This is a genomic window from Streptomyces sp. NPDC006283, from assembly GCF_040613325.1.
Classification (GTDB): Bacteria; Actinomycetota; Actinomycetes; order Streptomycetales; family Streptomycetaceae; genus Streptomyces.
This window is the reverse complement of sequence record NZ_JBEXRZ010000470.1, coordinates 1-1,447: the sequence shown is the minus strand read 5'-3', so window position 1 is coordinate 1,447 and position 1,447 is coordinate 1. Positions and strand designations below refer to the sequence as shown.

Here is a 1,447-nt window from a genome sequence, read left to right as displayed (position 1 = left end):
GGGGGGTGTCTCTATGTCCTTCGTCAAGGACGTGGTGCCTGGTATGCGGGTGTTTGCGATAGTCATGCGGCGAGGGTGACGGTGGGGGTTCTGGACTCGTAGAAGGTGCCGTCTCGGAGCATGGCGAACAGGACGCTGATGCGCTGGCGGGCAAGCCGCAGGAGCGCCTGAGTGTGGGTCTTGCCGCGGGCTCTTTGCCGGTCGTAGTAGGTGCGGGAGGCCGGGTCGGCGTTCATGCAGGCGAAGGCGGAGAGAAACATCGCGCGTTTGAGCTGCCGGTTTCCGCCTCGTGGTGCGTGTTCGCCGTGGATCGAGGTCCCCGATGACTTGGTCGTGGGAGCGAGGCCGGCGTAGGAGGCGAGGTGGGCGGCGCTGGGGAAACCGGTGCCGTCGCCGACGGTGACCAGGAGGACGGCGGCGGTCCTGACTCCGACTCCGGGCATCGAGGTCAGGACCGGGTGAAGAGGGTGGGCCTCCAGCAGGGTGCTGATCTGGGCTTCCAGTGCCCGGCGCTGGTCGTGAACCGCCGCGAGCGAGGCGGCCAGGGACGGGATCACGATGTCGAGGGTGCCGGTTCCCGGGACCACGACGGTCTGTTCGTCGAGGGCGTCGAAGACGTCGTCGATCAGCCGGGCGGCCATGCGCGGGGCCTTGGGACGGATGAGTTCGACGAGTCTGCGGCGGCCGGCTTTCCGCAGGGCGGCCGGGGATCCGTAGCGTTCGAGGAGCCAGGTGACGGCGGGGTGGTCCAGCCTGGGCCCGAGCACGCGCTCGAGGCTGGGGTGGAACTGGGTGAGCAGGCCGCGTATCCGGTTGCTGGTGCGGGTGGCCTCGGCCGCGAGATCCTGGTCGAAGCCGGTCAGCACCGTGAGTTCGGCGGTGATCTCGTCGGTCAGCTCCAGCGAACGCAGGGTGTGGGGCATCGTCCGGGCCGCGTCCGCGATCACCGCCGCGTCCTTCGCGTCCGTTTTCGCCTCCCCCGGATACAGATCAGCGATCCGCCGCATCGCGAGTCCGGGCAGGTAGGCAACCTCGCAGCCCGCGTCGCGGGCCACGGTCAGGGGAAGGGCGCCGATGGAGGCGGGCTGGTCCACGATCACCAGGACGGTGCCGAACTTGGCCTTGAGCTTGTCGAAGACGGCCCGCAGCTTCGGCTCGCTGTTGGGCATCGGCCTGTCGAAGACCTTCTTCCCGGCCGGGGTGAGCCCGTGACCATGATGGGCGGTCTTGCCGACGTCCATCCCGAGGAAGACGCCTATGCCTTCGGTGTCTAACATCGCACCCTTCCGGAGGTGTTGACCGTGCCGGCCTCGGAAATGGCACCGTGCTCGCGCATCCACGTTATGCAGACCTGCCGCCCGCAGGCTGCCCGGCATTGCGCCGGACCGGGCGGTGGCCGGGTCTCTCATCAGCGTCTCCGACGGCACCCCACGGACCCGGCGACACC

Annotated in this window: 1 protein-coding gene; it reads right to left on the bottom strand. The window is 68.9% G+C overall.

The features are described from left to right. Nucleotides 1–62: 62 nt before the first annotated feature. Nucleotides 63–1,277, bottom strand: a complete 1,215-nt coding sequence (locus ABZ070_RS37345) for an IS110 family transposase (RefSeq protein ID WP_356640651.1) — start codon at nucleotides 1,275–1,277, stop codon at nucleotides 63–65. Nucleotides 1,278–1,447 lie beyond the last annotated feature (170 nt).

What these genes read in the sequence shown, in the direction of transcription:
- ABZ070_RS37345 (WP_356640651.1), bottom strand. Translation starts at nt 1,277, where the DNA reads ATGTTAGACACCGAAGGCATAGGCGTCTTCCTCGGGATGGACGTCGGC.